This is a genomic window from Nocardia kruczakiae NBRC 101016, assembly GCF_001612965.1.
Taxonomy (GTDB): domain Bacteria; phylum Actinomycetota; class Actinomycetes; order Mycobacteriales; family Mycobacteriaceae; genus Nocardia; species Nocardia kruczakiae.
Genome location: NZ_BDBL01000001.1, coordinates 17,533 through 42,316, shown reverse-complemented (window position 1 = coordinate 42,316; position 24,784 = coordinate 17,533). Strand labels below are relative to the sequence as shown.

Genomic DNA, 24,784 nt, shown 5'->3' with positions numbered 1-24,784 from the left:
CGTCCGGCATTCGGGGCTCACTTCGATTGCAATCAGACAAAAATGTTCATAGGACCTATCCGTCCGTCGGGCCGATCTTGTTACATGGGCCCGACCACACCCACCGGCCACGGATCGGCCTCGTTTCGAGATTCGCTGATGAACACCGAACCAATCTACCGCCAGGTACCGACAATGAGCCAAGAAGGGCGATAGCGCTCCGACATCAGCACTGGACTGCGTTGTCCCCGCCACCTCGCGGTTCGGTCCGGCACTGGGAACCTGCTGGGAATCCCCGGTTCCGAGTGACGGAAATCGCGGTGCGGGCGGTGGGTCACGCGCCGGGTCCGGACACCGGGTGCCGCTCCCGGCCGGGGTCGTAGAGATGCGACTGCGCACAGTCGAGCGCGGGCGTCAGCGCCCGCCCGACCAGTATCACCGCGGCCTGCCGCAACCCCGCCGCCTCCACCCGGCCGGCGATGTCGGCGAGTGTCCCGCGCAGAATCCGCTGCTGGGGCTGGCTGGCCCGGTAGACCACCACGGCCGGACAGTCCGCGCCGTACTCGTCCGCCAGTTCCGCGGCCAGCTCCCGAATCCGCGTGATCGCCAGATGCAGCACCAGACTGGCCCGCGTCCGCGCGAAGTTCCCCAGCGCCTCCGACTCGGGCATCGCGGTCGAGCGCGCCCGCGTGCGCGTCAGCACCACCGACTGCACCACCTCCGGCACGGTCAGCTCACTGCCCAGGACCGCGGCCGCCGCCGCATACGCCGGCACCCCCGGCGTCACATCCCAGGAGATGCCCAGTCCGTCGAGCCGCCGGGTCTGCTCGGTCAGCGCCGAATAGATCGACGGATCCCCCGAACACAGCCGAGCCACATCCTTACCCGCGGCATCGGCCCGCGCACAGTGCGCGACGATCTCGTCCAGATCCAGTCCCTGGGTATCGATCAATTCCGTCTCCGGTGCGCAATGCGCCAGCACCTCGGGATCCAGATACGTCCCCGCATACAGGCACACCGGAGATTCCCGCAGCAACGCCACCGCCCGCAGCGTGAGCAGATCGGCCGCCCCGGGGCCCGCTCCGATGAAATGCACGGTCATGCCGGGAGTCTAGGGGTAGCGCGCGGCGTAAAATCATGCCCGGGGTCATCCACAACTTCGAAGGTGACCACGATGACGAAATTCGTTCAGACCATCGAGTTCAAGACCTCGCAACTCGACGAGTTCAATCGCACGCTCGATCGGTGGCTGACCGCCACCGAGGGAACGCGTTCGGCGACGCACAGTATGGAAACCCGGGACCGCGACCATCCGGACACGTATCTGCAGATCGTGGAATTCCCCTCCTACGAGCAGGCCATGGCGAATTCCGCGCTGCCCGAGACGACCGGCTTCGCCGAAACCCTCGCCGCCCTGTGCGACGAGCCGGCGGTCTTCCGCAATCTCGACCTGGTGCGCGAAGACGATATGGATGGGGCGGCGCGGACGTCGTTGCTGGTGCGGAATTTCGATGCCGCCGACGAGACGCGGGAATTCGAATCCGGCAGCGGGCGCCTCGAGGTCGTGCAGGCACCGTCCGGCGCGGTCGGCCGGGCGGTCTTCGAGCCGGGCTGGCGCTGGTCGACCCACGTCAAGCCGATCGCGGGAACCGACAGCTGTCAGGCCGCGCATATCGGCTACTGCGTGTCGGGGCGGATGCACATCCGGATGGACGACGGCACCGAATGCGAGATCGGCCCCGGAGATTTCATGCAGTGCCCGCCCGGCCACGACGCCTGGACCGTGGGCGAACAAGCCTGCGTGATGATCGACTGGGCCGCGGCCGCGGAGTACGCCCGGCGCCGCTGAGTTTTTTCCGGCTACCCGGTCATATTCAGCCCACCGAGGATCTTGGCCGGTCGTACCCGCACGACCAGCTCGCCGGGGACGGCGTTGCGGCGGCCGAATTCCTCGGCGCGGTCCGGACCCATGTACCGCGCGGCGATGGCGGTGGCGGTGCGCAGGAGTTCGGCGGGGTCCTCGGAGAGGGTGGCGACCCCTTGCACCTGGAAATAGGCGTACGGCGGTTCGTCGAGGTCCACGCAGAGGGCGACGCGGGGGTCGCGCGCCAGCGCCTTGCCCTTGGCGGTGGTCTTGCCGGTGTTGAAGACCAGGTCGTCGCCGTCGAGGATGAACCACACCGGATTGACGATGGGGCGGCCGTCGGAGGCGACCAGAGCCAATTTGCCGGTACGGGTGCCGGCGGCGAGGAATTCCCGCACTTCGGGATCGGTGATGGAAGGCATGAACTCACCCTAGGAAGAGGCGGCCGGTGGGCGGGCCCCGACACGCGCCGACGGCCCCGGCCGCGATCGACGTCGGCGCCGGATGCGCGGGCCGCCGTTCAGATGGCCCCGCGCTCGCGCGCCCGCGCCACCGCCGAGGTCCGCGATCTCACACCCAGCTTCGAATAGATATGCACCAGATGGGATTTCACCGTCGTCTCGCTGAGGAACAGACGTTTGCCGATATCGCGGTTGGAATGGCCGTCGGCGACCAGGCGCAGCACCTCGATCTCGCGGGCGCTCAGGGTGGTGTCCGGTTTGCGGACGCGGGTCATCAGTTTGGAGGCGACCGAGGGCGAGAGCACACTCTCCCCCGCCGCCGCCGCGCGCACGGCGGCGAGGAGTTCCGGTGGCGGCGTGTCCTTGAGGATGTAGCCGCAGGCACCCGCCTCGATGGCGCCGAGGATATCGGCGTCGGTGTCGTAGTTGGTCACCACCAGGACATTCGGCGAATCGGGTAGGGAGCGCAGGGCCAGGGTCGCGTCCACACCGGATTTGCCGGGGCCGAAGCGCAGATCCATCAGCACCAGATCGACGGGTGTGGTGGTGCAGAAGGCCACGGCCTCCTCGGCGGTGGCGGCCTCCCCGACCACCGTGATGTCCTCGCCGGAATCCAGCAGGGCCCGCAGCCCGGCCCGGACGATGGCGTGGTCGTCGGCCAGCAGGAGACGTATCACGGCAGGTCCTCCCGCGAGATGAGCTCGGCGGCAGCGGTTTCCGAGTCGTGCAGCGGAAACGACACGGTGACGGCGGTATGCCCCGGTTCGGATTCGACGTCCATGACACCGCCCTGCTGTTCGACACGGCTGCGCATGGCGTTGAGTCCGAAGGTGCCGCCCCCGAAGACCGCCGGATCGATACCGACACCGTCGTCGACCACGTCGAGATGGACGGCGTCGTCACCGTAGGTGAGCGTGATCCGCATCCGGTCGGCGCGGGCGTGCCGCACCACATTCGACACCGCGCCCTGCGCCACCCGCACCAGCGCGGCCTCGACGGGCATGGGCAACCGCATCGGGGTCCCCTCGACCACCGTGCGGGCGCTCAGCCCGGGACCCTCGGCATGCCGGGCGATCCGTTCGAGCGCATCACTCAGCGATTGCCCCTCGAGCACCGCCGGGGTGAGGTCGCCGATCAACTGCCGGGTCTCGACCAGGTTGTCCGCGGCGGTCTCACGGGCGAGCCGGATCTGTTGCAGCGCGGGATGATCCGGCGCGTCGCGCTCGGCGGCATGCAGCAGCATCTGGATGCTGGACAGTCCCTGGGCGACGGTGTCGTGGATCTCCTGGGCCAGCCGTTCCCGTTCGGCGAGTTTGCCGGCGGTGCGTTCGCGTTCGGCGAGAGTGGCGCGGGTGGAAAGCAATTCGTCGATCAGCTGCTGACGGTCGGCGGCCTCCCGGAACAGCGCCCGATAACCCAGGCCGATCGCGATCGCGACGATCGCGCCCAGCACCGGCCCGGCGATTCCCGGAACCGTCCACCCCTCGTGTAATCCCCACCCGACCACCGAGACGACCGTGGCGGCGACGACCGCGGCCAGTCCCCACAGTCGCGGCAGCAGATGCAGGTAGAGGAAGAACAGTCCGAATACCAGGTACACGGCCTCCGGAACCAGCACGATCAGCGCCAGCCACAGCACCGTGAGCCCGCCCAGCCACACCCGGGCCGCGACCGGACGCCCGCGCAGCAGCCCGCCCGCGAAGTAGACGACCAGGAACAGCGCCGCGAGCACGATCACCGCGAGGGTGGGCCGGGTGCCGTCGTCACCGGGGACGGCCGCCCGCACCATCACCACGACCACCAGCGCCGTCATCAGCACATGCAGTCCTACCTGCAGTGCGGCGAAGACAGGGGTGAGTGGAGAGCGGTGCACGCTGCCAGCTTATGCGCGGTTATCGGGGCGGCATCCATCGAAAGGTGGAATCGGCACCCCACCGTCGGGCGGTCGCGAAGTGTCCGCGCAGGCGATGCCGACCGGCGGATTCACCGCGAGGGTGGAGACATGTTCGTCGCACTGCGAGATCTGCGGGCCGCCCGCGGCCGATTCCTGCTCATCACCCTGGTCGTCACCATGGTGGCCCTGCTGGTGAGCTTTCTGAGCGGACTCACGGCAGGACTCGCCCATCAGAATATTTCCGCCCTCGAGCGGCTGTCCGGCGGCAGCGTCGTCTTCGCCGATACCGGCGCCGACCCGTCGTTCGATTCCTCGGCGTTGACCGGCGAACAGGTGCGGCGCTGGCAGCGGGCCGGGGGAACCGTCGATCCGGTGGGCATCAGCCGTAGTCAGGCCGTCCGGGACGGGTCCGCGCCGACCCAGGTGGCGATATTCGGTGTCGACGGCACCGCGTTCGGCAAAGAGGTGGTTACCGGCCCCGGCACCGTTGTGCTGAGTAAGGCCGCCGCCGAAGACCTCTCGGCCACGGCAGGAGAGCGTGTGTCGATCGGCGATCGGACCTTCACGGTCGCGGGGATCGGCGGCGACGACTGGTACGCGCACACCCCGGCGGTCTGGACGACGCTGTCGGACTGGCAGCAACTCGATCCGCGTGGTGGGGCGGCCACGATTCTGGTCGCCTCCGGTATCCCCGGCACCGATGCGGTGAACAGCGCCGCGCACACCCGCACGACGAGCGTCGACGGCGCACTGCGGGCGATCGGGTCGTATCGGGCCGAGAACGGTTCGCTCACGCTGATGACCGTGATGCTGTTCGTGATCTCCGCCCTGGTGATCGGTGCGTTCTTCACCGTCTGGACCATTCAGCGCACGCCGGATATCGCGACGCTGAAAGCGCTGGGCGCCACCACGACCGCGCTGGTTCGCGACGCACTGGGGCAGGCGCTGATCGTGCTGCTGCTGGGGGTCGGCGTCGGGGTCGCAGTGACCGCACTGGCCGGGGCATTCCTCGGCGGGGCGGTGCCGTTCGTGCTCAGCGCGTCGACGACCGTGGTACCCGCACTGGCCCTGATCGGGCTCGGGCTGCTCGGCGCGGTGTTCGCCCTGCGCTTCCTCGTCACCGCCGATCCGCTCACCGCGCTCAACAACTCTCGTTGATTCGATTACCGCACAGGAGCTTTCGATGACCACCACCCTGACCGTCTCCGATCTCACCCTCACCTTCCCAGACGGCGCCGGCCGCGTCACCGCCCTCGACCGGGTGGCGTTGACCGTGCGCGGCGGCGAGATCGCGGCCATCACCGGCCCCTCGGGGTCGGGCAAATCCAGTCTGCTGGCGACGGTGTCGACGCTCGTGCGCCCGGATTCGGGCCGGATTCTGCTCGACACCGACGGCGGCGGTGTCGACCTCGCCCGAGTGTCCCGGCGCGAGGCGACGACCCTGCGCCGGGAACGCATCGGGATCGTGTTCCAGCAGCCCAATCTCATTCCGGCCCTGACCGCGGTCGAACAACTCGAGGTGATGCGGCATCTGGGCGGCCACGTGGTCGTCTCACCGCGCCTGCGACGCCGAACCCGGGACAAGGCGATGGATCTGCTCGATGCCGTCGGCCTGCGCGGTCACGAGAGGAAGCGCCCGGCACAGCTGTCCGGCGGTCAACGACAGCGCGTGAACATCGCCCGCGCGCTCATGCACGACCCCGCGCTGCTCGTCGTCGACGAGCCGACCAGCGCCCTCGACCAGGAACGCGGGGCCGCCGTCATCGACCTGATCCTCGGGGTCGTGCACACCCACGCCGCCGCCACCCTGCTGGTGACCCACGACCGCACCCACCTGCACCGCATGAACGCGGTCTACCGCATGGTCGACGGCCGGTTGTCGGTGGAGGGATCCACAAGCTTGGCGGCGTGACCACCGTGTGGCTGCTACTTCCGCGCCGCGGGAACCTGCACCGCCGCATACCAACCCAGCAGGTCCGGATTGTCGACAGCACTGCGCTCGACGATTCGGTCCACGTCCGCGCCCTGGAACAGTTTCTTGATCGGCACCTCGAGCTTCTTGCCGGTGCGGGTGTGCGGAATGCCCGGGGCGGCGATGATGTCGTCGGGGACGTGACGCGGCGAGACCTCGCTACGGATCGTCGCGTTGATGCGCTGTTTCAGCTCGTCGGTCAGTTCGGCGCCCGGGGCGAGGGTGACGAACAGCGGCATCCAATAGCCGCCGTCGGGCTGTTCGACGCCGATCACCAGCGCCTCGGCGATCTCCGGAAGTTGTTCCACCGCTTGGTAGATATCGGCCGAGCCCATCCGGATGCCGTGCCGGTTCAGCGTCGAATCGGAGCGGCCGTGCACGACGATACTGCCGTGGTCGGTGACGGTGATCCAGTCACCATGCCGCCAGACACCGGGAAACATCTCGAAATACGCTGCGCGATACCGGCTTCCGTCGGGATCGTTCCAGAACGACACCGGCATGGAGGGCATCGGGGCGGTGATCACCAGTTCCCCGACCTCGCCGCGCACCGGCCGGCCCGATTCGTCCCAGGCATCCACCGCGGCGCCGAGGAACGGCACCGACAGCTCGCCCGGCCACACCGGCACCGTGCGCACACCGCCGAGGAAGGCGGACACCACATCGGTGCCACCGCTGATGGAGTTGACCTGCACTCGCTCGCCGACGTGGTCGCGCAACCACAGTGCCGACGACGGCGGCAGCGACGATCCGGTGATACCGACCGTGCGCAGCGCCGAGAGATCGTGGTCGCGCCGCGGCACCACACCGGCCTTGATGCAGGCGAGCACATAACCGGGGCTGGTCCCGAGCACGGTGGTGCCGGTACGCGCCGCCAGGTCGAACAGCGAATCGGCGTGCGGGAAGGTCGGACTGCCGTCGTAGCAGACGATCGTCGCGCCCACCAGTAGGCCGGCGACCTGGAAGTTCCACATCATCCAGCTGGGGCTGGTGTACCAGAAGAAGACGTCACCGCGGCCGATATCCGATTGCAGCGCAGCGGCTTTCAGATGTTCGAGCAGGACGCCGCCGTGCCCGTGCACGATCCCCTTCGGCAGACCGGTGGTTCCGGAGGAGAACAGAACCCAGAGCGGATGCGCGAAACCGACAGGCTCGGTGGACAATTCGGCGCCCTCGGGCGCGGCGACCGCATTCCAGTCCAGGGCGCCGGGCACCGCACCGCCGAGACGCGGCACCACGACGGTGGCTCGAACGCTCGGCAGTCCGGCCCGCAGGGCGGCGATATCGTCACGTTTGTCGTGTTGCTTCCCGCCGAAGTGGTAACCGTCGGCGGTGACCAGCACGGCCGGCTCCAACTGTCCCAGCCGGTCGAGCGCCGCCTTGGCCGAATAGTCCTGTCCGCAGGCACTCCACACCGCCCCGATAGCGGCCGTACCGAGGAAGGCGATCACCGCCTCGGGGATGTTGGGCAGATAACCGACGACCCGATCGCCGGGTCCCACGCCGAGTTCGCGCAGCGTCGCCGCGAAGGAGGCGGCGCGGCCCAGCAGTTCCGCCCACGAGATCTCGGTCAGGCCGCCCTGTTCGCCGGCGTAGACGATCGCGGGCCGATCGGTGCGGGTATGGCGCGCGATCTGATCGACATAGTTCAGCAGCTGCCCCGGAAACCATTGCGCCCCCGGCATATCGGAACTCGCCAGCACCGTGTCCGGCTCGTCGCCGAGTTCGAAGTACTCCCACAGCGCGCCCCAGAACCCGGCGAGGTCGGTGATCGACCATTCCCACAACGAGTGGTAGTCGTCGAATTCTCGTCCGGTCCGGGCTCCGACGAATCGTGCGAAGTCGGTGACCCGCGCCGTTTCCACGTCCCCGGCATCGGGTTCCCACTGTGGTTGCGTCATGACTCTCCTAGCTCTGCCCGGTCCCGGCGCGCTGCAGAATGCGCTCGGCATGCCGGATCACCGGGCCGTCCACCATGCGCCCCTCGAAACTGAACACACCGCGATTGTCGGGCACCTCCGCCAGCACACGGAGGGCCCAGTCCACTTCCTCGTCCGCCGGGGCGTAGGCGGCCCGGATCACCGCCAGCTGCTTCGGATGGATGGCGACCTTGACGTCGTAGCCGACCGCCACCGCCTCGTCGGATTCCGCGCGCAGTCCATCGAGGTCGGCGATGTCGAGATACACCGAGTCCAGCGCGATCTTGCCGTACGCCTTCGCCGCCAGCAGGGCGGTCGAGCGCAGCTGCCGTGCCACATCGCGATAGCCACCGTCGGCGCGGCGGCTGGAATTGCCACCGAGCCCGGCGACCAGATCCTCCGCCCCGGCCATCGAGGCGATCACATTCGGCGCGGCCATGACCTCTTCGGTGCGCAGCGCGCCCAGCGGCGATTCGAACAGGGCGAGCACCTCGTAGTCCGACAGCAGCGAGACCTGCTGCGCCGATTCACATTTCGGCAGCATGACGCGTCGGTAGGCGGTCGAGGCCAGCGCGGTCAGGTCGGCGTCGAAATCGTGCGTACCGGCCGCGTTGACCCGGACCACCGTCCGCTCCGGATCGAGCGGCGTGGCCATCAGCACCTCGCGCGCGGCCTCCTTGTCTCCGGCCGCGACACCGTCTTCCAGATCGATGATCACGGCATCGGCCGCGGCGGCCGCCTTCTCGTAGCGTTCACCCCGGTCGGCGGGGCAGAACAGCCAGGCCGGGCCCGGGAGTTCCCAGTTCATCCGCTCTCCTATTCGCCGTTCGGGCGCATCCGCATCAGGGTTTGACGGACCGCGGTGGCCACCACGTCACCGTGCTGGTTGCGTCCGGTGTGCGCGAAGGTCGCGATCCCCTCGCCCGGGCGGCTTTTCGACTCGCGCTTGGCGGTCACCAGGGTTTCGGCGTACAAGGTGTCGCCGTGGAACATCGGCTTCGGGAAGGCGACCTCCGAGAAACCCAGATTGCCCACGATGGTGCCCTGCGTCAGCTGCGTCACCGACAGTCCGACCAGCGTCGACAGTGTGAGCATGGAATTGACCAGCCGCTGATTGAACGGCGGCAGACCGTCGGCGAAGGCCGAGTCCAGATGCAGCGCCTGCGTATTCATCGTCTGCGTGGTGAACGCGACGTTGTCCGCTTCGGTGATGGTGCGGCCGGGCCGATGTTCGTACAGCACACCGACTTCCAGCTCCTCGAACCACAGTCCGCGCTGCACCACCCGGCGCACCGGCTCCATCGGCTCGCTCACAGTCCCAGCTCCCGTCCGATCAGCATCAACTGCACCTCGGTCGTGCCCTCGCCGATTTCCAGAATCTTGGAATCGCGGTAGTGCCGGGCCACAGCATATTCGTTCATGAAGCCGTAGCCGCCGAAAATCTGAGTCGCATCGCGAGCGTTGTCCATCGCGGCCTCACTGGCGACCAGTTTCGCGATCGCGGCCTGCTTCTTGAACGGTTTGCCCGCCAGCATCAAGGCCGCCGCGTCGTAGTAGGCGGTGCGCGCGGCGTGCGCGCGCGCCTCCATCCGCGCGATCTTGAACGCCACCGCCTGATTGCGGCCGATGGTGCGGCCGAACGCCTCCCGCTCACCGGCGTAGCGCACGCTCTCGTCGACACAGCCCTGCGCCGCGCCGACCGACAGCGCCGCGATCGCGATCCGGCCCTCGTCCAGGATCCGCAGGAAGTTCGCATAACCGCGGCCGAGTTCACCGAGCAGATTCGACTGCGGCACCCGCACGTCGGTGAAGCTCAGCGGATGGGTGTCCGAGGCGTGCCAGCCGACCTTGTTGTAGGCCGGTTCGGCGACGAATCCCGGGGTGTCGGCCGGCACCAGGATGGTGGAGATCTCCTTCTTGCCCTCCGACTCGCCGGTCACCGCGGTCACGGTCACCAGCCGGGTGATGTCGGTGCCCGAGTTGGTGATGAACTGCTTGCTGCCGTTGATGATCCAATCGTCGCCGTCGCGCACGGCGGTGGTGCGGGTGCCGCCGGCATCGCTGCCCGCACCGGGTTCGGTGAGACCGAAACCGGCCAGCGCGCGACCGGAGGTCAACTGCGGCAACCACTCCTGCTTCTGCGCTTCGTTGCCGAACCGGTAGATCGGCATGGCGCCCAGCGAGACCCCGGCCTCCAGCGTGATCGCCACGCTCTGGTCGATCTTGCCGAGTTCCTCGAGCGCCAGGCACAGCGCGAAGTAGTCGCCGCCCATACCGCCGTACTCCTCCGGGAACGGCAGGCCGAACAGGCCCATATCCGCCATGCCGGAGACGACCTCGTACGGGAAGGTATGGGCCGCATCGTGTTTCGCCGCCACCGGCGCGACGACCTGATTCGCGAAATCGCGGACCGTCAGCGCCAGTTCCCGGTACTCCTCCGGCAGCGTGCCGGTGGACAGGAAATCGCTCATGCCTGTGCCTCTTTCTGCTCGGTGTCCGATATTTCGGCGGGTTCGGCGGCGATCCGCGCCAGGACCTGTTCGACCTGTACCTGGTCGCCCGCGGCGACCAGCAACTCCACCTTTCCGGCGACCGGCGCGGTCAGGGTGTGTTCCATCTTCATCGCCTCGACCACCACGATCGGGGTGCCGGCGGCCACCTCCGCGCCCGGCGCCACATGCACCGCGATCACCGAACCCGGCATGGGGCTGAGGATTTCGGCGTCGGTGAGCTGTTCGTCGCCACCGCGCAGGCTCGGTTCGGCCACCTCGCGCACCGCCGCGACACCGTCGGCGCCGGCCACCCAGATCGGGCCGGCCTGTTCGGCGACCCGGTACCGCAGCCGGATTCCGTCGAGGACGATCGTCAGCACCGTGTCGTCCAGCACGGCGGTCAGCGAACGCGGCAGTCCGGTGTCCACCGCCACCCACGCGTCGGCGGGTGTGCCCGTAATCGCCACGTGCACAACGCGATCGCCGCCTTCGAGCCGTAGCACCGTGGGCGCCGCGGTGCCGATGCGCCAGCCGTCCGGAATTTCCCAGGGGCCTCGAGGCGCCGGCGGCCACGCCCGCAGCCAGCGCGCCACCGCCGCCGCGACGAACTGATCGTCGGTGACCGGTGCGGGCCGGAAATCTCCGGCGCGCCGGTCCAGCAGCCCGGTGTCGAGATCACCGCGCAGCACATCGGGATCGGCGAGCAGGAACCGCAGGAAGTCGGTATTGGTCCGCACGCCGAGGACCTGGGTGCCGGCCAGCGCCTGATCCAGCCGGGCGATCGCGGTGGCGCGATCGGGGCCGTGCGCGATCACCTTCGACAGCATCGGGTCGTAGTCGCTGCCGATCACACTGCCGGTGCCCAGCCCCGAATCCACTCGCACGCCCGGTCCCTGCGGTTCGGCCAGCGCCAGCACGGTGCCGCCGGTGGGCAGGAAGTCGCGGCCGGGATCCTCGGCGTAGACGCGGGCCTCGACGGCGTGCCCGGTGAGCTGGATGTCGTCCTGTTCGGCGACGATCTTCTGCCCCGCCGCGACCCGAACCTGGCATTCCACCAGATCCACCCCGGTCACCAGTTCGGTCACCGGATGTTCGACCTGCAGCCGGGTGTTCATCTCCATGAAGAAGAATTCGTCCGGCCGGTCGGCGGAGACGATGAATTCGACCGTGCCCGCGCCCACATAGTCGACGCTGCGCGCGGTATTGCAGGCGGCGGCGCCGATCCGGGCCCGCGTCTGCGGATCCAGCAGCGGCGAGGGCGCCTCCTCGATGACCTTCTGATGACGGCGTTGCAGGCTGCATTCCCGCTCACCCAGATGCAGTACGTTGCCGAACCGGTCGGCGAGGATCTGCACCTCGATATGCCGGGGTGTGGCGACGAAGCGTTCCAGGAACAGGGTGTCGTCGCCGAACGCCGCGGCGGCCTCCCGGCGCGCGCTCACCAGCGCCGCGGGAAGATCGGCGGGATCGTCGACCCGGCGCATCCCCTTGCCGCCACCGCCCGCCGACGGCTTGACCAGCACCGGATACCCGATTTCGGTTGCGGCCGTGATCAATTCGTCGTCGGTGAGACCGGGCCGGGCGATACCGGGCACGACCGGCACGCCGAAGTCGGCGACCGCGGTCTTGGCCGCGATCTTGTCGCCCATGATCTCGATCGCCCGCACGGGCGGGCCGAGGAAGACGATGCCGGCCTTCTCCAGCGCCGCGGCGAAGGCCGAATTCTCCGACAGGAAGCCGTAACCGGGATGCACGGCCTGCGCACCGGACCGCACGGCCGCATCGACCACCCGATCGATGTCGAGGTAGCTCTGCCGTGCCGGCGCCGGGCCCAGCCGCACCGCCACGTCCGCCTCGGCCACGTGCCGGGCGGCGACATCGGCGTCGCTGTAGACCGCCACCGAGCGAATACCCATGGCGCGCAGCGTGCGGATCACGCGCACCGCGATCTCGCCGCGGTTGGCGACCAGCACGGTGTCGAAGGGCACCGGGTGAGATTTGTTCAGCATGGTGATCACATCCGGAATACGCCGTAGGAGACAGGTTCGAGGGGCGCCTGCGCGCAGACCGACAGGGCCAGGCCGAGCACGGTTCTGGTGTCGGCGGGATCGATGACCCCGTCGTCCCACAGCCGGGCGGTGGAGTAGTACGGATTGCCCTGGCGCTCGTACTGGTCCCGGATCGGCGCCTTGAACTGCTCCTCCTGCTCCGCGCTCCAGGCATCGCCGAGCTGATCACCGCGAACGGTGGCCAGCACCGAGGCCGCCTGTTCACCGCCCATCACCGAGATGCGGGCGTTCGGCCACATCCACAGGAAGCGCGGCGAATAGGCCCGCCCGCACATCGAATAGTTGCCGGCGCCGTAGGAACCACCGATCACCACCGTCAGCTTCGGCACCCGCGCGCAGGCGACCGCGGTCACCATCTTCGCGCCGTGTTTGGCGATACCGCTCGCCTCGTAGTCGCGCCCGACCATGAAACCGGTGATGTTCTGCAGGAACACCAGTGGAATGACCCGCTTGTCGCATAATTCGATGAAATGCGCGCCCTTCTGGGCGGATTCACCGAACAGCACGCCGTTGTTGGCGACGATGCCGACCGGGTGGCCGTGGATGCGCGCGAATCCGGTGACCAGGGTCCGGCCGTATTCAGCCTTGAATTCCTGGAATTCACCGCCGTCCACGATCCGCTCGATCACCTCGTGCACGTCGTAGGGGGTGCGCAGGTCCACCGGAACCACGTCGTAGAGCTCCGACTGCGGGGCGATCGCGTCGACCGGCGCCGTGATCTCCCACGGACTCGGCGACTTCGGCGCGAAGGTGCCGACGATGCGGCGCACGATCCGCAGCGCGTCCTCGTCACTGTCGGCCAGATGATCGGTGACACCCGATGTGCGCGAATGCAATTCACCACCGCCGAGTTCCTCCGCGGTGACCACCTCGCCGGTGGCGGCCTTCACCAGCGGCGGCCCGCCGAGGAAGATCGTGCCCTGATTGCGCACGATCACGGCCTCGTCGCTCATCGCGGGAACATAGGCGCCGCCCGCGGTGCAGGAACCCAGCACCGCCGCGATCTGCGGAATTCCCTTGGCGCTCATGGTCGCCTGGTTGTAGAAGATCCGGCCGAAGTGCTCGCGGTCGGGGAAGACCTCGTCCTGATGCGGCAGATGCGCACCACCGGAGTCCACGAGGTAGATACACGGCAGATGGTTCTGCAGTGCCACCTCCTGGGCGCGCAGATGCTTCTTGACCGTCATCGGGTAGTAGGTGCCGCCCTTGACCGTCGCATCATTGGCGACGATCACACATTCCCGGCCGGACACCCGTCCGATACCGCCGATCACCCCCGCGCCGGGGCAGTCGTCGCCGTACATGCCGTCGGCCGCCAGCGGCGAGAGTTCCAGGAACGGGCTGCCGAGATCCAGCAACCGGTCCACCCGCTGGCGCGGCAGCAGCTTGCCGCGCGCCAGATGGCGCTCGCGGGCCCGCTCGGGTCCGCCGAGCGCACTCGCCGCCAGCTTCGCGCGCAGCTCGTCGAGCAGCGCCAGATGTGCGGCACGATTGCCGGCCCGCACGTCCTGCGTCAGGGTCATCACGCCATCCTGCCCATTCGGTTAGTGGCCAATAACTGGAAACTAAGATAATCTTCGTTAACTGAAATGTCCAGGCGTGCCGGAAACCGGACCCGTCGAACGCCCCGGCCTGCGGAGAGGAGCCCGATGAGCAGCGGTGAGGCCATCGCCCCCACACGCCGGGAGCAGCTCAAGGCGCAGCGGCGGCAACAATTACTGGAGGCCGGGGCACGACTCATCGCCGACCGCGGCTTCCCCGGGGTACGGCTCGACGACCTCGGGGCGGCGGCCGGTATCAGCGGCCCGGCGGTCTATCGGCACTTCCCCAACAAGGAAGCCCTGCTGGTGGAATTGCTGGTCGGGATCAGCACCCGGCTGTTCGAGGGCGGCCAGGCGGTCGCCGAACAGGCCGAATCACCGCGCTCGGCGCTGTCCGGATTGATCGAGTTCCACCTCGACTTCGCCCTCGGCGAGCCCGAACTCATCCGTATCCAGGACCGGGACCTGGAAAGCCTGCCCGAATCCGCCCGCCGGCAGGTGCGCCGCCTGCAGCGGCAGTACGTGGAGATCTGGGTCGGGGTGCTGCGCGGCCTGCATCCGGAGCTGGACGAGACCGCCGCGCGGGTCAAGGCGCACGCCACCTTCGGCCTGATCAACTCCACGCCGCACAGTGCCTCCCCCACCCTAGCCGGGCGCGCTCGGCCCATCCTGCGGGAGATGGCCTGGGCAGCGCTGAACCGGGGGGCCGATCAGAGGGCCGAGCCGGCCTAGTCGCGGCGCAGTTCGGCCTCGGCGGTGGACAGGACCGCGCTCACGCCCAGATAGACGGCGGGGATCAGCGCCAGGGTCCACGCGGCGGCGAAAAGCGGTGTGGCGACCTCGAATTGGGAATGCCAGCGCACCCGGGTACCCGACGGATGGTCGTCGAAGGTCACGGTTCCGTCCTGGCGGCGCAGCGGCGGAAGCGATTTCAGCACTCGATAACTGAACAGCCGCGGCGGGTCGTAGTCGACGACCTCCTCGGTCAGTCGCAGCAGCGGCGTCACCAGCAGCCGCACCGCCCCGACCCCATGTTCGGAGACATTGCCCGGACGGACCGGAGTGACCCGCCGGATCGCCGGAACGCGCTGGTAGTTGGTGGCGTCGGTGATCCAGTCGAAGACGTCGGCGCGAGGTGCCCGGATGATCCGTTCCAGGTCCAGCGTGCGCATCGAGGGTCCCTTCGCTACCGCGGTGTCGGATGAGATCGGCGACCGGCGGGGATGCCGGATCGGTGCCGAGTGCCAGCGCAGCGTACGGCGCTGCGGGCCCCCGCTGCCAGTGACGAGAGTCGAAACGATGCTATTTCGATACGAGCAAGCGATCTGGTCGTCCGCCCAAGCCGGGTGGGAGCCACGAAAAGATGAATCCGGTCGGTATTTCCTTGTGACAGAAAGCCTTTCGTTCACCCCTGCGCACCCCCGTCGCCCGCGCGTCGGCGGCGATGGTCCACAATTGTCCCGATCCGACGCGGAACCGGCCTTCGCCACCGCACCGATCCCCGGTCGACCTCCCGGAACCGGCGGTAACACCGGGCAGCCGGAAATCACCCGGTGACTACCATGGCATTCATGAGTGCCGAGGAGTGCCGCCGCACCACAGACAGGCCGGAACCGTGAGCGTAGAGCGTGGCACCGCGAGCCCCGCAGAACAGCCGACAACAAAGCCGCAGGAGCGGGTGATTCGCCGACGCCCGAAGAATCGGCGCGCCCAGATCGCCGCGACCTCGGCGGCGGCCTTCGGCTCGCTGGGGTACCACGGGGTCAGCATGGAGGACATCGCCTCCCGTCTCGGCATTTCGTCGGCGGCCCTGTACCGGCACTATCCGAGCAAGTACGCGCTGTTCCGGGAGGAACTGCTGCGCCTCGGCGCGCTGACGGTGGAATCGACCACGGTGGCCCCCGAGGCCGCCGAGCTTCCGGCGCAGCAGCGGCTGGCCGGCGTGCTCGACGCCATGATCGCCGCGACCATCGCCAATCGACCGACCGTGACGCTGGCCCGGTGGGAGGGACGTTATCTCGACGACACCGATCGCGCCACGCTGGACGAGCAGTTCACCACCTCGATCCGCGCCCTCGCCGGCCTGCTCGGTGAACTGCGCCCGGAGCTGACCCGGCGGGATCGGCTGGTACGGGCGGTGGCACTGCTCAGCATCGTCAGCAGCATCGGCGACCACCATGCCACCCTCCCCGTGAAATCGCTGACCGCGGTGCTGAATTCGGCGGCGTGGGCGATCATCGGCGCCGAACTTCCGGACGCCGCGCCCTCGGCCGGCACGCCGCGGGCGGCGGAGATCCCGCAGTCGTTCAAACACGAACTGCTGCTGAAGAAGTCGGTGGAGCTGTTTCATCAGCGCGGCTATCCGAATGTGAGTGTGGAGGATATCGCGACGGCCGCGGATCTGTCCGCGGCCTCGGCCGTCTACCGGTATTACCGCAGCAAGAGCGATCTGCTCGCGGCCGCGTTCCGGCGGGCGGCGGATCGGGTGTCGGGCGCGATCGGCCCGGCCACCGCCGCGTCGAAATCCCCGGCCGAGGCACTGTCGAAACTGATCGGCCTGTACGTCACCGGGTCGTTCGAAGAACGCGAATTGACCTTCGTCTACTACGCCGAGTTCAGCCACGTCCCGCCCGAGGAACGCACCGTACTGCGCAATATCCAGCGCCTGATCGTGGCCGAATGGGTGAAATTGCTGGTCGCTGTGCGGCCGGAGCTGTCCGAGGCGCAGGCGCGCATTCTGGTTCAGGCCGGCTTCGGGCTCGTGGTCGATCTGGGCCGGGTCTTCGGCGACGACGAAAACCTCTGCCCTCCGGAGCGAGTCATGGCGCTGATGGAGGTCGTGCTGTTCGGGTCGCCGCGCCGCGAGTGATCGCCTCAGCTGTTCATCCGCGGCCACGGGTACAACGCGAGGTGGATGAGCAGGATCGCCAGCAGTCCGAGCAGCAGCGCGGCGACGAATCCCGCGCGATGCTCGAGATAGCCGATGGTGCGGAACAGGGTGGGGAACGGCACTTCCCGCGCGAAGAACATCGACAGCACGCTCGGCACGATCACCCACATCACCGCGATGGTTCCGTACAGCACGTAGGCGCCGGCGAAGGACCCCGGATCGACCGCGCGCGCTCCACCGGCGAAGGCGACCGCCACGGCCAGCGCCGCGCAGGCCAGCACCAGATAGCCGCCCATCCCCTCGGTGCGCACGGCGTCCGGGTCGGGGGTGAGCCGGCCGTTGGCCGTGGTCTGCCGGCCCGCGACCGCGGCCGGGCGCTGCGGCGGTATCGCCAGCTGCGGTAGCGAATAGTAGGCGAGCACGACGACCACGAACACGACCACGAGCCGCACCCACGAATGCGCGTCCTCGAGGTGGCCGATCGTCGCCGAAATCGTCGGCCAGTCCGCCAGATCGAAGACCGCGGCCAACTCCGGGACCGCGATGACGATGCCCGCCAGCCCCCACATCAGATATCCCCAGAACTCCGCCGAACGCCCGGCGACAGTCGGCGCGCCGGTAGTGACCTCCGTCATACTCCCGGTTTACCACCGTGGGGGCACACGGCGGCAACGGCGGGGAATCAGCTGGGCCGCAACATCGGTGGGTGCAGCACCTGCGCGGGCCCGGCGCGATAGAGCTTGGCGGGGCGACCGCCGTCGCGGGTCGTAGTGGCGCCGGTGGCCAGGACGAAACCCGGTGTGGTGGTGACCTTGCGGTGGAAATTGCGCGGATCGATGTCGGTGCCCCACATGACCTCGTAGACCCGGCGCAGTTCGGCCACCGTGAATTCGCGGGCACAGAAGGCCGTGGCCAGCGGCGTGTATTCCAGCTTCGCGCGGGCCCGCTCGACACCGTCGGTGAGGATTCGCCGATGGTCGAAGGCGATGCGGCCGCGCTCGGCGAGCAGTTGCTCCACCGACCAGATGCCGGCCGCGGTGGCCTGCGAACCCGCTTGCGGCGCGGGCAGATTCGGCGCCAGCGCCAGATAGGCGGTACTGATGACCCGGCCGCGCGGATCACGGCCGGGTTCACCGTAGGTCGCCAGTTGCTCCAGATGCATGCGGTCGCCGCGTATTCCGGTTTCCTCGCGCAACTCCCGGACCGCGGCGGCGGAGAGGCTTTCCTCGGGGCGGACGAAACCGCCGGGCAGCGCCCATCGTCCGCGATAGGGGGCGTAGAGCCGCTGGACCAGCAGCGCGCACAGCGTGTCGTTGGCAGTGTGGCGGGCGCCCAGGGTCAGAACCACCAAATCGACCGCGACCGCTGCATTGAGGCGAAAACCACTGCCCATGACGGGCATTGTAATCGTCAGTCTGACGATAAAAACTCCGCCGGTGAATTGCTCAGCTGGCGGCGACGAAAGTGAACGGGCCGAATTCACCGACATGGCCGAGGATCCAGTCCCAATGTGAAACCGGGTCGACCACCACGCCGGCCTGCAGCAGTAACCGCCAGCCGAGCTCGTCGTGCTCCCAGACGTCACCGTCGGCGTCGACATAGAGACCGCGGGTGACCGGTTCCGGTTCCGTGACGGAATTCTCGCCCGCGTCCCCGAAGGCGCCGAGCGTCCCCTCGTCCGGGCGGTCCGCGTGAATTCCGCCGCCGACCAGGGCACGGTCGGCCAGTTGCGCTACGGCGCGGGCCATGGCCACGAATTGCCCGGCCGGTACCGCGATCACCTCGTCGGTCCGCATGAACAGTTCTCCCGCCTGATCGTCGTCGTGAAAGAGGGCCACGATGTCCGGCACGGTGGGCCGGGGACGGATCCTGTTCTGACTCATGATTTCTCCTGCCCTGCGCCACCGAATTCCGTTACCGCGTTCTGTGACATTCGAACCATTCGAAACCTCCCCATCCATCAGGTTTGTGAACGTCAGCCTCGTCCATCCCACTTCTGGTTCACTTCCGGTCGAATCGGGCGACAAGCAATTGGGCCCGATATCGAGAGCAATTCCGAAGTTGCGTTGAAATATACGAGCCGAGGGTGATCATCCGTCCGGAAAACCACAGTTCGGCGAAAAAGTCACAATTGCATTACAGGCCGCTCACCTCGCCACTCAGGATCGAACCACGTGTGTCGCAACCCGGAACAGCCGGAACGCGATGCACAGCACACTCGCGCCGGTACTACCACCCGGAATGGATATAACGATTTGGCAACCATGAGGCTAACGACAGACAGTGCCGAAAATTTATAGTAGAGATTCTGATTTAAATCAGATGTCCAGCGTTTTGGCCGTCCCGTCGGCGCACGGACGGGGCCGGGCCATGGGGAAGGTGTCCGGGATGTCACGGTGGCAGGGGGCATGGCATGGCTGAACGGCGCATCCATGTCCTCGGGCCGATGCATATCGCACTCGACGGAACACCGATCCGGCTCGCGGGCCGGCTCACCCGGGCCCTGCTGGCGCGTTTGGTGGTCGCGCAGGGCCGGGCGGTATCCACCGATCGGCTGGTCGACGAGTTGTGGGACGGCGAACCCCCGCCGAAGGCGACGTCGGTGCTGCAGGTGCACGTCCACAACCTGCGGCGGGTGTTCGAACCCGAACGTCCCGCCCGCGCGCCGGCGACGGTGGTGGTGTCGGAGGGTCTCGGTTACGCGCTGCGGTTGCGCGATACCGAAGTCGACGCCTGGCAGTTCGAATCGCTGCTGCACGAATATCTGCAAGTCAGCAGCGGTGCCCATGCCCCCGAGGCGGCCGCCCGTACTCGGATGCTGGATATCGCACTGGCCTGCTGGAACGGGCGCGCGCTGGAGAGTTTCGCCGATTGCGGCTGGGCCGCGGCCGAGGCGGCGCGGCTGACCGATCTGTATCTGACCGCCGGTGAATTGCGCGCGCAGGCCGCGCTGGAACTCGGCCGCACCACCGAGGTGATCAGCGGCCTGCGGCGCACCGTCGAGGACCGGCCGGACCGCGAGGAGAGCGTGCGACTGCTCGCCCTCGCGCAATATCGACTGGGGCAGCAGACCGAAGCGCTGGCCACGCTGCGGCGCACAGCGGAATTCCTCACCCGGGAGATGGGGCTGGACCCGGGACAACGCATTCAGGAACTGGAGACCGCCATCCTCAACCAGGCGGTCCCGGTGCTCGACTCCACCGCGGCGACCGCGCCCATCGCCGTGCGCGCCGACATCGCGCGGGACATCACGCGCTCGCCGACCGAGCCGGTCGAGCGGGCCGCGACCGCGACGGCGCCCGGATATCCGGTGCAGCGCAAGGTCGTGCTGGAAGCGGCCTGCGAGGCCGCCGAACACGGCGCCCGGGTGGTGTGGGTCTGTGGCGGCGCGGGTTTCGGCAAGTCCACTCTCACCGAGACCGTCGCCGCCGAATTGCGCCGCCGCGACTGGGTGGTCGCGACCGGACGCTGCCCGGAGGTCGACGGAGCTCCGCAGGCATGGGTGTGGGCGGAGGTCGCCGCGCGATTCGGCGCCGATCTGACCTCGCGGCCGGTGCTCGGTGGGGCCTTCGAGATTTCGCGAGTGATCGCCGACCGATGCCGCAAGGCCGTCGCCGACGGCCCGGTCGCGTTGATTCTGGAGGATCTGCACCGGGCCGACGAGGCTACGCTGCAGATCCTGCGTCAAGCCATGGCATGGCTGCACGATCAGCCGCTGCTGGTCATCGCCACTCTGCGCGAGGCGGAGGCGCCGGCGCCGGTGCGGGCGGCGGTGGCCGCCCTGGCCGATCCGACCGCCGCGCATATCGAGCTCACCGGCGTCGATCTGGACGGGACCTGTGCCATCGCGCGCGCCGCCGGACTGTCCGGACTCGACACCGATCTACTGGCGCTGCTGCACGAGCGCACCGGCGGCAATCCGCTGTTCCTGCGCGAACTCACCGCCGCGATGGCGGTGGGCGGCGACGTCCACACGCTGCCGCCGAGCACCCGAGGGGTGATCGAACAACAACTGGCGCGGATGCCGGATCCGGTCCGCGAGGTCCTGGAGTACGCGGCCGTCTGCGGCGAACGGGTGGAACCGGCGACGCTGGTGGCGTTGACCGCACGATCCGAGCAGGAGATCGTCGACCTCGTCGGCACCGCCGAGGTGGCACGGCTGGTGATCATCGATCCCGCCGGCCGGATCATGTTCGCGCACCCGCTGATTCGTGACACCGTCTACGCGGGCATCGCACAACTGCGCCGGACGCGGATGCATCAGGGTGTGCTGGCACTGCTGGGCGGGTGCCGGCCCGACGACACCCGGGCCGTGGAGGTGCTGGCCCATCACGCCGTGCGCGCGGCCACGGCCGGTACCGCCGATTCCGCGGTCGACTACATCACGACGGCGGCGCGCCACTGTGTCGAACGCGGGATGCGCGCCGACGCGGCGCCGCTGTGGCGCACGGTGATCGAACTGCGGCGCCTGGCCGGGCACGAGGACGACGACGCCCCGGCCGCGGATCGGATCGCCTGTGTGGACGCCTACTGCGAACTGGTCACCGCCTCCGCGTACGCGGGACGGATCGTCGCGGCCCGCGACGCCCGGGAACAGGCGCTGCGGCTGGCCACCGCACTGGGCGACGGGGAGTTGGTGGTGCGCGCGCTGACCAGTTGGCGGGCCCCGGTGGTCTGGGCGATGCGGGACTGGAGATGGACGAATCCGCGGCTGCGGCGCGCACTCGCGGTGGCCTCCGCGCGTGACCAGCCGGTGGCGACCCAGGCACGCCTGCTGATCACGGCGGTATTCGAAGCCGGCCCCACCGCACACCGGCTCGCGCACACCCGCGCCCACGCCGCCCTGAAACTGGCGCGCAGCACCGGCGACGCCGAACTGCAGTGCATGGCCTTGAACGCGCTGACCCATCTCGTCTTGGACGGACATTCCGGCGACGGTCTGGGGCACTGGACCGCCGAGCTCGAGCGCATCGCCACCGCCGCCGACCTTCCCCACTATCGTGCCCTCGCACACTATTTGCACTTCCGCACCGCCTGCCGCAACGTCGACCTGATCGAGGCGGGCCGGCAGGCGACGCTGGCCCTGGAGTTCGCGGCGACCGCGCAGGTGCGCCCGCTGGCGACGATCTTCGGATACTTCCGCGCGGCCACCGAGATCCTGCGCGGCGATATCTCCCGGGCGGCACACTACTTCGACGAATGCATCTCGGCGGCAAGAGATTCCGGCTTCCCACACGGTGACGAGGCGGCCCTGATCGCGTTGCTTCCACTCGGCTGGGCGCGCCGCGATCTCTCCCTCGCCGCGGACGCCCTCGCCGATATCGAAGCCGCCCTGCCCGGCATGCTCACCCAGATCTACATCGTCGCCCTCCTCGACGCCGGCGCGCGTGCCGAAGCCGCCGCCCTGTTCCACCACGGCCCCGAGGTCGACGAGCACTTCTACCCTGTCCTGATGCGAGCCCACCGCGCCCGCGCCGCCATCGCCCTCGGCTCCACCGCCGACTGCGCCGAACTGTATCGCCGCCTCCTCCCCGCCGCCGGCACCGTCGCCGGCCTCGAAACCGGCTTCACCCCACTGGATCCGGTGGACGAGATCCTCGCCGATCTGGCGGCGGCATGCGGAGACGGCGTCACCGCGGCCAAGCACCGTGCCGCCGCCACCCGGCTCCGCGAGCGAATCCGCAAGCAGCTGCAGCGAACTCAACTCATGAACACCGATGCTGCCGGTGCGACCGCGAGGGATTTCCCGGCGTTCTGAGCAGCGGCGAACAGACGTTCGACCACGGTCGGCGAGTGATCGCCCGGCACCGCACGACCCACCCCGCGGTCAGTGCGATCAGCTTCGGCGCTCGGCGTAAGACGCAGGCGCCGAGACGATCTCGGATCAGCCGAACGCGCTCACCCCGTCGCCCGCTTCTGCTCGCCATCTGTTCCTCGGACTCCGGATGCGGAATCCCGCGTCCGTTTGCCGCGGGCGATTTCGGTGGCGAGCGCATCGAGAGGGTTCGCCAGGTGGTGCAGGGGGTCGAGCAGGGCGGTGAGCCACGTTCGGGCGATGTCCACGCCGCCGGGGTCGAGGCGGTAGTACCGGCGGGTGCCTTCGGCGCGGACGGTGACCAACCCGGTGTCGCGCAGGGTTTTCAGGTGTTGCGAGACCGCGGGCTGGGAGATCGGGGTGGCGGCGCGGATCGACTCGACCAGGGCGCCGGCGGAGTGTTCGCCGGCGGCCAGGAGTTCGAGGATGTGACGGCGAACGGGGTCGCCCAGCGCATCGAAGATGCGGGCGGGTGGGGCGGTCATCGAGGTTCCGGGGTGTCCTCTGGTTCGGTGGTGTAGAAGGCGAAGGTCTGTTCGGCGGCGGCGCGAGCCGCGGCGGGGTCGTCGCCGTCGGCGATCGCGGCCTCACCCCACGCCGTGGCGGCGGTGCGGATGAATGTACGACCCTCCGGCGTGGTGTGCAGCGTGAGCGCGACGGTCGGATCGACCGGCTCGCCGCTGTCCAGGTGCATCCCCAGGCCGAGGAGGGCGAGGTCCCAGCCGACACCGACCGCACCGGGACCGAATTGCGTCCACATGGCCGGATCGATCGGCGCCTCGTGCTCGAGCTTCAGTTCGGTACCGTCGCCGGCCGGGCCGAGAGTGACTTCCAGCCAGGAGATCTGCGGGCCCATCTCCCAGGTGACGGCGAAGTGTTTCGGCGCGTCACAGCGTTCGACCACGCCGTTGGCGTTGCCCTCGAGCTGGTATCGGCCGCCGACCTCCAGTGAGCCGCTGATCGGCAGGAACCAGCGCGGAATGCGGTCGGGATTGGTCAGCGCGTCCCACAGATCGGCCTGATCGGTGGGATAGCTGCGGCGGGCGACGGCGATCCTGGTGGTCGCGCCGTCGCGGGAGCCGGTGCGGACCTCGCGGGTGACGAGGCCGGCAAGAGCGGCAGGGTCGGAAAGCAAGGGCATGACATACCTCCTTCTATAAGTTGCCACTTATATTAGCAGGCCGCCTCCGCCGATGCGAGGAGGACGTGAACGCCGCGGCGTGCCGGGTGCAGGGGGTTCGGAGGGCACGCCGCGGCGCGACGCATTCAGTTGGCTTGCAGGCGCATGGCCTCGATCAGCGATTTCGGGCGCATATCGGTCCAGTGCGATTCGACATAGTCGAGGCAGAGCTGACGCAGGCAAGGGCCGTGAGCGATCGTCCATCCGCTCGGCACGGCCGCGAACACCGGCCACAACGAGTGCTCGCCCTCATCGTTGGTCAGGACGTAGAACTCGGCGTCCTCATCGTCGAATGGGTTGCTCATTCGAATACCTTTCGTGCGGAACTGTTTCCGGTGCGGTAGCGCCGCCACCGCGCCGGGGGGTGGTGCGGGCCCGCGGTATTCGAGCCCGCACCGCGATCAAGCGCCCGGTGTCACCGACACCGCCGATCCGGTGGAGAGCAGGTTCGCGAGGGCGGTGAAGATGCTGCCGAGGCCGGAGCTTCCGGTATCCATCAGTCGAAAATCCTTTGCTGGTGCGGGTTTACTTCGGGGTGTAGGCGATGCTGGAACCGGAGCTGAGGAAGCTCAGCACCTGAGTGATGATCGCGGCGTAGTCGACAGTGCCGTCCATACTTTCTTCCTTCTTCCTTTCACGGTCGCGAACCGCGGACGCCGGACCGGCGCCCGAGGGCCGCACGGAACCTGATCGGCTCCGGGCTGATGA

The 24,784-nt window shown here is 68.5% G+C and carries 23 protein-coding genes; 6 read left to right on the top strand and 17 right to left on the bottom strand.

Annotated elements, in window-relative coordinates; translation table 11 throughout:
- Positions 1-313: 313 nt before the first annotated feature.
- The gene (gene cobM / locus NK1_RS00120; protein WP_063006610.1) at positions 314-1,081 is read right to left on the bottom strand and encodes a precorrin-4 C(11)-methyltransferase; all 768 of its coding nucleotides are present in this window, start codon (positions 1,079-1,081) and stop codon (positions 314-316) included.
- A gap of 72 nt (positions 1,082-1,153) precedes the next feature.
- Between cobM and NK1_RS35495 the strand changes: the two genes are divergently transcribed.
- Positions 1,154-1,828 carry a cupin domain-containing protein gene (locus tag NK1_RS35495; RefSeq protein ID WP_245660281.1) on the top strand — a complete coding sequence of 225 codons (675 nt, stop codon included), beginning with the start codon at positions 1,154-1,156 and terminating at the stop codon, positions 1,826-1,828.
- 11 nt (positions 1,829-1,839) lie between these two features.
- On the opposite strand, the gene NK1_RS00110 is transcribed toward NK1_RS35495, so the two are convergent.
- The 3 genes from NK1_RS00110 to NK1_RS00100 all read right to left on the bottom strand — a co-directional run bounded on the left by NK1_RS00110 (position 1,840) and on the right by NK1_RS00100 (position 4,177).
- Complete coding sequence (locus tag NK1_RS00110) at positions 1,840-2,265, bottom strand: PPOX class F420-dependent oxidoreductase (protein WP_063006609.1); 426 nt, start codon at positions 2,263-2,265, stop codon at positions 1,840-1,842.
- A gap of 98 nt (positions 2,266-2,363) precedes the next feature.
- Positions 2,364-2,981 (bottom strand): response regulator transcription factor, encoded by a 618-nt coding sequence (locus NK1_RS00105; protein WP_063006608.1) that lies wholly within the window; start codon positions 2,979-2,981, stop codon positions 2,364-2,366.
- Positions 2,978-4,177, bottom strand: a complete 1,200-nt coding sequence (locus tag NK1_RS00100; RefSeq protein ID WP_063006607.1) for a sensor histidine kinase — start codon at positions 4,175-4,177, stop codon at positions 2,978-2,980. The genes NK1_RS00105 and NK1_RS00100 overlap by 4 nt, the downstream gene beginning before the upstream one ends.
- Before the next feature lie 129 nt (positions 4,178-4,306).
- Here NK1_RS00100 and NK1_RS00095 point away from each other — a divergent pair, with 129 nt between their 5' ends.
- Both NK1_RS00095 and NK1_RS00090 read left to right on the top strand, forming a co-directional pair.
- On the top strand, positions 4,307-5,356 hold the full coding sequence (locus NK1_RS00095) for an ABC transporter permease (RefSeq protein ID WP_063006606.1): 1,050 nt from the start codon (positions 4,307-4,309) through the stop codon (positions 5,354-5,356).
- A 25-nt stretch (positions 5,357-5,381) separates the two neighbouring features.
- Positions 5,382-6,110 (top strand): ABC transporter ATP-binding protein, encoded by a 729-nt coding sequence (locus NK1_RS00090; protein ID WP_063006605.1) that lies wholly within the window; start codon positions 5,382-5,384, stop codon positions 6,108-6,110.
- A gap of 14 nt (positions 6,111-6,124) precedes the next feature.
- Here NK1_RS00090 and NK1_RS00085 read toward each other — a convergent pair whose 3' ends face one another.
- From NK1_RS00085 to NK1_RS00060, 6 genes are read right to left on the bottom strand one after another with little or no spacing between them, the layout of a single operon-like run.
- Positions 6,125-8,071: an acetoacetate--CoA ligase gene (locus NK1_RS00085; protein WP_063006604.1), complete on the bottom strand. Its 1,947-nt coding sequence runs from the start codon at positions 8,069-8,071 to the stop codon at positions 6,125-6,127.
- 7 nt (positions 8,072-8,078) lie between these two features.
- Complete coding sequence (locus tag NK1_RS00080) at positions 8,079-8,897, bottom strand: HpcH/HpaI aldolase/citrate lyase family protein (protein WP_063006603.1); 819 nt, start codon at positions 8,895-8,897, stop codon at positions 8,079-8,081.
- An 8-nt stretch (positions 8,898-8,905) separates the two neighbouring features.
- Positions 8,906-9,391 (bottom strand): MaoC family dehydratase, encoded by a 486-nt coding sequence (locus NK1_RS00075; protein ID WP_063006776.1) that lies wholly within the window; start codon positions 9,389-9,391, stop codon positions 8,906-8,908.
- 8 nt (positions 9,392-9,399) lie between these two features.
- Positions 9,400-10,560 (bottom strand): acyl-CoA dehydrogenase family protein, encoded by a 1,161-nt coding sequence (locus NK1_RS00070; RefSeq protein ID WP_063006602.1) that lies wholly within the window; start codon positions 10,558-10,560, stop codon positions 9,400-9,402.
- Positions 10,557-12,590, bottom strand: a complete 2,034-nt coding sequence (locus NK1_RS00065) for an acetyl-CoA carboxylase biotin carboxylase subunit (RefSeq protein WP_063006777.1) — start codon at positions 12,588-12,590, stop codon at positions 10,557-10,559. The genes NK1_RS00070 and NK1_RS00065 overlap by 4 nt, the downstream gene beginning before the upstream one ends.
- Before the next feature lie 5 nt (positions 12,591-12,595).
- Positions 12,596-14,173: a carboxyl transferase domain-containing protein gene (locus NK1_RS00060; protein ID WP_063006601.1), complete on the bottom strand. Its 1,578-nt coding sequence runs from the start codon at positions 14,171-14,173 to the stop codon at positions 12,596-12,598.
- Positions 14,174-14,299: 126 nt separating this feature from the next.
- On the opposite strand from NK1_RS00060, the gene NK1_RS00055 reads away from it, so the two are divergent.
- Positions 14,300-14,923, top strand: coding sequence for an SACE_7040 family transcriptional regulator (locus tag NK1_RS00055; protein ID WP_063006600.1), 624 nt, complete (start codon positions 14,300-14,302; stop codon positions 14,921-14,923).
- Here the strand turns inward: NK1_RS00055 and NK1_RS00050 are convergent.
- Positions 14,920-15,363, bottom strand: coding sequence for an SRPBCC family protein (locus NK1_RS00050; RefSeq protein ID WP_063006599.1), 444 nt, complete (start codon positions 15,361-15,363; stop codon positions 14,920-14,922). The genes NK1_RS00055 and NK1_RS00050 overlap by 4 nt on opposite strands.
- A 443-nt stretch (positions 15,364-15,806) precedes the next feature.
- Here NK1_RS00050 and NK1_RS00045 point away from each other — a divergent pair, with 443 nt between their 5' ends.
- On the top strand, positions 15,807-17,060 hold the full coding sequence (locus tag NK1_RS00045) for a TetR/AcrR family transcriptional regulator (protein ID WP_063006598.1): 1,254 nt from the start codon (positions 15,807-15,809) through the stop codon (positions 17,058-17,060).
- Positions 17,061-17,065: 5 nt separating this feature from the next.
- Here the strand turns inward: NK1_RS00045 and NK1_RS00040 are convergent, their stop codons facing one another.
- The 3 genes from NK1_RS00040 to NK1_RS00030 are packed head-to-tail and all read right to left on the bottom strand — an operon-like array spanning position 17,066 to position 18,964.
- Positions 17,066-17,716: a hypothetical protein gene (locus NK1_RS00040; protein WP_063006597.1), complete on the bottom strand. Its 651-nt coding sequence runs from the start codon at positions 17,714-17,716 to the stop codon at positions 17,066-17,068.
- 47 nt (positions 17,717-17,763) lie between these two features.
- Positions 17,764-18,474, bottom strand: a complete 711-nt coding sequence (locus NK1_RS00035) for an NUDIX hydrolase (RefSeq protein WP_036505725.1) — start codon at positions 18,472-18,474, stop codon at positions 17,764-17,766.
- Between the two features lie 52 nt (positions 18,475-18,526).
- Positions 18,527-18,964, bottom strand: a complete 438-nt coding sequence (locus NK1_RS00030; RefSeq protein ID WP_036505726.1) for a hypothetical protein — start codon at positions 18,962-18,964, stop codon at positions 18,527-18,529.
- 530 nt (positions 18,965-19,494) lie between these two features.
- On the opposite strand from NK1_RS00030, the gene NK1_RS00025 reads away from it, so the two are divergent.
- Positions 19,495-22,839, top strand: a complete 3,345-nt coding sequence (locus tag NK1_RS00025; protein ID WP_084460462.1) for an ATP-binding protein — start codon at positions 19,495-19,497, stop codon at positions 22,837-22,839.
- A gap of 140 nt (positions 22,840-22,979) precedes the next feature.
- Here the strand turns inward: NK1_RS00025 and NK1_RS00020 are convergent, their stop codons facing one another.
- The 3 genes from NK1_RS00020 to NK1_RS00010 all read right to left on the bottom strand — a co-directional run bounded on the left by NK1_RS00020 (position 22,980) and on the right by NK1_RS00010 (position 24,381).
- Positions 22,980-23,381: an ArsR/SmtB family transcription factor gene (locus tag NK1_RS00020; RefSeq protein ID WP_063006595.1), complete on the bottom strand. Its 402-nt coding sequence runs from the start codon at positions 23,379-23,381 to the stop codon at positions 22,980-22,982.
- A complete protein-coding gene (locus NK1_RS00015; RefSeq protein WP_063006594.1) occupies positions 23,378-24,037 on the bottom strand; it encodes an SRPBCC family protein in 660 nt (219 codons plus the stop codon). Before NK1_RS00015 ends, NK1_RS00020 begins: the two co-directional genes overlap by 4 nt.
- Before the next feature lie 125 nt (positions 24,038-24,162).
- Positions 24,163-24,381, bottom strand: coding sequence for an MbtH family protein (locus NK1_RS00010; RefSeq protein WP_063006593.1), 219 nt, complete (start codon positions 24,379-24,381; stop codon positions 24,163-24,165).
- Between the last annotated feature and the right edge of the window lie 403 nt (positions 24,382-24,784).

What these genes read in the sequence shown, in the direction of transcription:
- NK1_RS00085 (WP_063006604.1), bottom strand. Translation starts at nt 8,071, where the DNA reads ATGACGCAACCACAGTGGGAACCCGATGCCGGGGACGTGGAAACGGCG.
- NK1_RS00065 (WP_063006777.1), bottom strand. Translation starts at nt 12,590, where the DNA reads ATGCTGAACAAATCTCACCCGGTGCCCTTCGACACCGTGCTGGTCGCC.
- NK1_RS00040 (WP_063006597.1), bottom strand. Translation starts at nt 17,716, where the DNA reads ATGACGGAGGTCACTACCGGCGCGCCGACTGTCGCCGGGCGTTCGGCG.
- NK1_RS00110 (WP_063006609.1), bottom strand. Translation starts at nt 2,265, where the DNA reads ATGCCTTCCATCACCGATCCCGAAGTGCGGGAATTCCTCGCCGCCGGC.
- NK1_RS35495 (WP_245660281.1), top strand. Translation starts at nt 1,154, where the DNA reads ATGACGAAATTCGTTCAGACCATCGAGTTCAAGACCTCGCAACTCGAC.
- NK1_RS00060 (WP_063006601.1), bottom strand. Translation starts at nt 14,173, where the DNA reads ATGACCCTGACGCAGGACGTGCGGGCCGGCAATCGTGCCGCACATCTG.
- cobM (WP_063006610.1), bottom strand. Translation starts at nt 1,081, where the DNA reads ATGACCGTGCATTTCATCGGAGCGGGCCCCGGGGCGGCCGATCTGCTC.
- NK1_RS00090 (WP_063006605.1), top strand. Translation starts at nt 5,382, where the DNA reads ATGACCACCACCCTGACCGTCTCCGATCTCACCCTCACCTTCCCAGAC.
- NK1_RS00025 (WP_084460462.1), top strand. Translation starts at nt 19,495, where the DNA reads ATGGCTGAACGGCGCATCCATGTCCTCGGGCCGATGCATATCGCACTC.
- NK1_RS00030 (WP_036505726.1), bottom strand. Translation starts at nt 18,964, where the DNA reads ATGAGTCAGAACAGGATCCGTCCCCGGCCCACCGTGCCGGACATCGTG.
- NK1_RS00020 (WP_063006595.1), bottom strand. Translation starts at nt 23,381, where the DNA reads ATGACCGCCCCACCCGCCCGCATCTTCGATGCGCTGGGCGACCCCGTT.
- NK1_RS00080 (WP_063006603.1), bottom strand. Translation starts at nt 8,897, where the DNA reads ATGAACTGGGAACTCCCGGGCCCGGCCTGGCTGTTCTGCCCCGCCGAC.
- NK1_RS00075 (WP_063006776.1), bottom strand. Translation starts at nt 9,391, where the DNA reads ATGGAGCCGGTGCGCCGGGTGGTGCAGCGCGGACTGTGGTTCGAGGAG.
- NK1_RS00055 (WP_063006600.1), top strand. Translation starts at nt 14,300, where the DNA reads ATGAGCAGCGGTGAGGCCATCGCCCCCACACGCCGGGAGCAGCTCAAG.
- NK1_RS00035 (WP_036505725.1), bottom strand. Translation starts at nt 18,474, where the DNA reads ATGGGCAGTGGTTTTCGCCTCAATGCAGCGGTCGCGGTCGATTTGGTG.
- NK1_RS00015 (WP_063006594.1), bottom strand. Translation starts at nt 24,037, where the DNA reads ATGCCCTTGCTTTCCGACCCTGCCGCTCTTGCCGGCCTCGTCACCCGC.
- NK1_RS00095 (WP_063006606.1), top strand. Translation starts at nt 4,307, where the DNA reads ATGTTCGTCGCACTGCGAGATCTGCGGGCCGCCCGCGGCCGATTCCTG.
- NK1_RS00010 (WP_063006593.1), bottom strand. Translation starts at nt 24,381, where the DNA reads ATGAGCAACCCATTCGACGATGAGGACGCCGAGTTCTACGTCCTGACC.
- NK1_RS00070 (WP_063006602.1), bottom strand. Translation starts at nt 10,560, where the DNA reads ATGAGCGATTTCCTGTCCACCGGCACGCTGCCGGAGGAGTACCGGGAA.
- NK1_RS00050 (WP_063006599.1), bottom strand. Translation starts at nt 15,363, where the DNA reads ATGCGCACGCTGGACCTGGAACGGATCATCCGGGCACCTCGCGCCGAC.